The following is a 4,577-nucleotide window of genomic DNA, read 5'->3' as shown; positions in this document are numbered from 1 at the left end:
TTGTTGTTGCTGGGGGATTGGGAGTGGGGGAGTGGGGGAGTAGGGGAGTAGGGGAGTGGGGGTGCTGGGGGGCTGGGGGACTGGGTGATGGCTGGAGTTGGATGGCTGCTGAGGAGTTCGAGTTGGCGAGCCATGATTTGGAGCTGCTGCTGGATTAGCGATTCGATCGCGCTGCTAGTACCCGCACTCATCGCACTGTTAGCCGCTAGCTGAGTGACTGGGATGACGGGGTTAATTGGTGACGGTGACGGGGGCGCGATCGGGCTGGGTGCGACGGCAATTGGTAAATTAACTGGCGGAGTCGGCTGGGCGATTTCAGGTGCTGGAAAGGCTTCTGGGGGCAACTGGAAATCGATCGAGCGGGCGAGGGTTGTCATTGTCGAGCAATCTTCTAACAACTGCCGAAAAGTGACGGGGACTTTGAATTTCTTTTTTAAGCTCAGCGCTATTTGAGTGAGCGACAGCGAATCCAAACCTAGTTCCAAGAAGGTCGAGCCTCGATCGCCAGTACCGATCTTGATGCCAGCGGCAGCCTCGATAACTACGGCGATTTCGGGCATCAATCGCTCGTGCCTATTCTGTTCGGGCATTATCCTCATTGCTGGTTCTGACAATTGCTGTGAAGTCATCGCTGTGTTTGGCAAAGGTGCGGTTGGAGTGGAATCGATCGCAGTCGCGGTAGCTAGATCGTTTGTGGGGACTGAGTTGCGGAAATGAGGCGGTGGATCGATCCAATATTTTTGTCTCTCGAATGGATAGGTTGGCAGTGGTACCCGCTGTCGAGTTTCCTGATGATAAAATTGCTGCCAGTCGATATTGGCTCCGGCTTGCCACAATTGCCCGATCGCGGCGAGAATATATTGCCAGTCCCGATCGGGTGCGGCGACATTGCCCAATGACGGAATGACATTCTGGCGATCGCGGCGTTGTTGGGTAGCGAGAGTGGTTAAAGATTGCCGAGGGCCGATTTCTAGGAGGACATAATCGGGATTGCGCTCCCACAATGTCTGAATTCCTTTGGCAAACTGGACTGGCTGGCGGAGATGTTCTGCCCAATACTGGGGATCTACAGCTTGCGCTGCGGTAATCCAGTCGCCTGTGACTGCCGACACAAATGGGATCTGGGGTGGCGACAATCGCACTCGGGCAACCTCAGCGGCAAAAGGGGCGACGATCGCTGCCATCATTGGGGAGTGAAAGGCATGGGAGGTGTGGAGTAATTTACAAGCGATGGTAGCTGCGGTGAGTTCCTGTTCCAATCGCTCGATCGCCTGTGTCGAGCCGGAAACAACGCAGGCGACGGGACTATTAATGGCGGCGATCGCGAGTTCCGGCGGAAGTTTGCTGGCAATCTCTTCGGCAGAACAGCGGACGGAGAGCATCGAGCCAGCAGGCAAATCCCACATCAATTGTCCCCGCTTGGCAACGAGCTGGAGGGCATCAGTTAGCGAGAACACTCCCGCTAAGCAAGCAGCGACAAATTCGCCGACACTGTGTCCGATCGCGGCTTGAGGGCGAATGCCCCAACTTTGCCACAGTTGGGTGAGTGCATATTCGATCGCAAACAGAGCTGGTTGGGTGTAACGAGTTTGACTGAGTAATTCGGTACTCTGAGCTGTCGCTAATGCTGACGGATAAATTATTTCCCGTAAATCTAGCCCGAGTAATGGTTGTAAAATCTCCGTACAATTATCGATCGCTTGTCTAAATATGGGTTCCGATCGATACAAATCTAACCCCATATTGACGTGCTGAGCGCCCTGTCCGGAAAACATCCACGCTACCTCAGCATTTTGGCTGTCAGCATTTTGAGTAGCGGTTAATTGCGGGGGTAATGTCGCCAGATTGACGATCGCGTCGCTCGGCTGCTGACAGACGACAAATCGCCGCTGTGAGTAGCGTTTGCGCCCTTGTTGGAGGGTGGCGGCGATATCGGCTAGGGGTGGATTAGAAGCTCGTTTGAGGTAGTCGTGAAGGTCGTTTGTCTGCCTGTCGATCGCGGTAGCGGTTTTAGCCGAGAGTAACAATAACTGATAGGGACGACTCGGACTCGATGGCGGTATGACTGGGGGCTGTTCGAGGATGACATGAGCGTTGGTGCCGCCGCCGCCGAAGGAGCTAACTCCCGCGCGGCGCGGGGTAGTAGCTTTCCAGTCTGTTAATTTAGCGTTGACATAGAAGGGACTGTTGGCAAAATCAATGTAGGGATTCGGTCGATCGTAGTTGATACTCGGGGGGATTTGGCGATGGTATAGCGCTAAAACTGTCTTGATAAATCCCGCCACCCCAGCGGCGGCGGTAAGGTGTCCCAAATTACTTTTAATCGAGCCGATGCCACAAAATTGGGTAGCAGTAGTTTTGGTGCGGAAGGCTTGAGTTAAGGCTTCAACTTCGATCGGATCGCCTAAAGCAGTCGCAGTACCGTGAGCTTCGATGTAAGAAATCGTCTCAGGATCGACCCCCGCTTGGGCTTGCGCCTGGAGAATCGCCCCCATTTGACCTCGAACGCTCGGAGCTGTAAAACTGACCTTATCCGCACCATCATTATTGATGCCGACACCCTTAATCACTGCATAAATCCGATCGCCAGATGCGATCGCCTCGTCCAAGCGTTTGAGGACGACTAGCCCCCCACCGTTATTAAATAATGTCCCCTGTGCGTTGGCATCAAACGGACGGCAATGTCCATCGGGGCTAAGAATACTCCCCTCCTGATGTAAATAACCGCGATTTTGGGGCGTATCGATCGCCACACCGCCAGCTAGCGCCAGATCGCAGCGGTTGGCTAATAAGCCCTCATAGGCTTGAATAATCGCCACTAAAGAAGTCGAACAAGCCGTACTGATATTAATACTCGGCCCTTGGAGATTGAGCTGATAGGAAGCTCTAGTGGCAAAATAATCGCGATCGTTAACCAAATGTGTCTGGAACTCACCAAACCGATCGAGAATATCCGTTGGGCTTTGCCCTGCCTTCGGCAATCGAGCGCTCAAATGCCGCTCGAAATAAGTCGTATCAGCCGAGCCAGCATAGATCCCGATTTTAGTCGTTGCCCCGGCGACATAGCCCACCGTTTCGAGAGCTTCCGAAGCCAATTCCAGCAATACTCTGGCTTGAGGATCCATCATTTCTGCCGTTCTCGCAGTCATCCCAAAGAAGCTGGCATCAAAGAGTTCGGCTCCGGCGAGGACGCCTTTGGCACGGACGTAGTTGGGATCGGCGAGCAGTTGTGGATCGACACTGGGATCGATTTCATCTGGCTCGAAAAAAGTTGTTGCTTCTCGCCCCGCACACAAATTCTCCCACAGTCGATCGATACTATCGGCACCAGGAAATCTACCCACCATGCCAATTACAGCGACATCGGTATTTTTAACAGCAGGTAATTGCGTTAGCGGGACGCTCGGCGCTACTGTCGTCGGTGGTTGGGCGACGAGTACCGAATTGAGATATTTAGCCAGCGATCGAATCGTTGGATATTGATACAGTCTCACTGGCGAAACTTTGAGGTTAAACTTCGCTTGGATCGACTCGATGGCGGCTAAGCCTAATAAGGAATTACCACCTAAATCGAAAAAATTATCCTCGACACCAATCTTTTCCAGGCGGAGACTAGCTTGCCAAATCTCGATTAAGATTTGCTCAATCGCGGTATCGGCAGCCACCAGCGTCGCTCTGTAGTCGATTTGCGGTTGCTCGGGGAGGGGCAAGGCTTGACGATCGATTTTGCCATTAGCAGTTAGGGGCATCGCTGCCACACACACGAAGGCAGCCGGAACCATATAATCGGGTAACTGCTGCTTGAGTGTCGCTCTCAATGCGGGAATGTCCAGCGGTGCTGGCGTCGCAGGTACCACATACGCCACCAGTCGGATATCGCCCGGTGCGTCCTCTCTGACGATCGTTACGGCTTCTTGGATCTGCGGTTGTTGAGTGAGCGTCGCGTCGATTTCACCCAGCTCGATCCGAAAACCGCGAATTTTTACCTGATTGTCGCTGCGTCCCAAATACTCCAGATCGCCATCGGGTAGGTATCGCGCCAGATCGCCAGTCTTATACAGCACGCCATCCGGTGCGAAAGGATGTGGGATAAACCGCTCGGCGGTGAGTTCGGGACGATTGAGATAACCCCGCGCTACCCCCGCACCACCGACGTACATTTCGCCAGTTGTGCCGACTTCTACTGGCTGCAAGTCGGGATCGAGGACATATAATTCTAAATCGGGAATCGGGCGACCGATGGCACTCCCGCAATCGATATCTGTCAGCTCAATCGGGCGATAAGTCACATGCACGGTAGTTTCAGTGATACCGTACATATTCACCAACTGCGGTGCTTTATCCCCATATTTAGCAAACCACGGCTGCAAGCTAGGCAGATCGAGCGCTTCGCCACCGAACACCACCAAGCGTAATTGCAGTGCTAATTGCGCCTCTGGTTTAGTTGCGACGCGTTGCAGTTGCCGAAATGCCGAAGGCGTCTGATTGAGTACCGTCACTCGCTCTGTCGCTAATAACTCATAAAAATCCTGGGGCGAACGACTCACATCAAACGGCACGATTACCAGCCGTCCCCC

General features: G+C 53.5%; 1 protein-coding gene. It reads right to left on the bottom strand.

Annotated elements, in window-relative coordinates; translation table 11 throughout:
• The coding region (locus tag RMO35_RS23375; RefSeq protein WP_309744852.1) for a polyketide synthase at positions 1 to 4,577 on the bottom strand (4,577 nt) is incomplete at both ends.

The sequence above is a fragment of the Chamaesiphon sp. OTE_20_metabat_361 genome (genome assembly GCF_031364565.1).
Note: the sequence above shows the minus strand (reverse complement) of the source record. Positions and strands in the feature narration are given on the sequence as shown.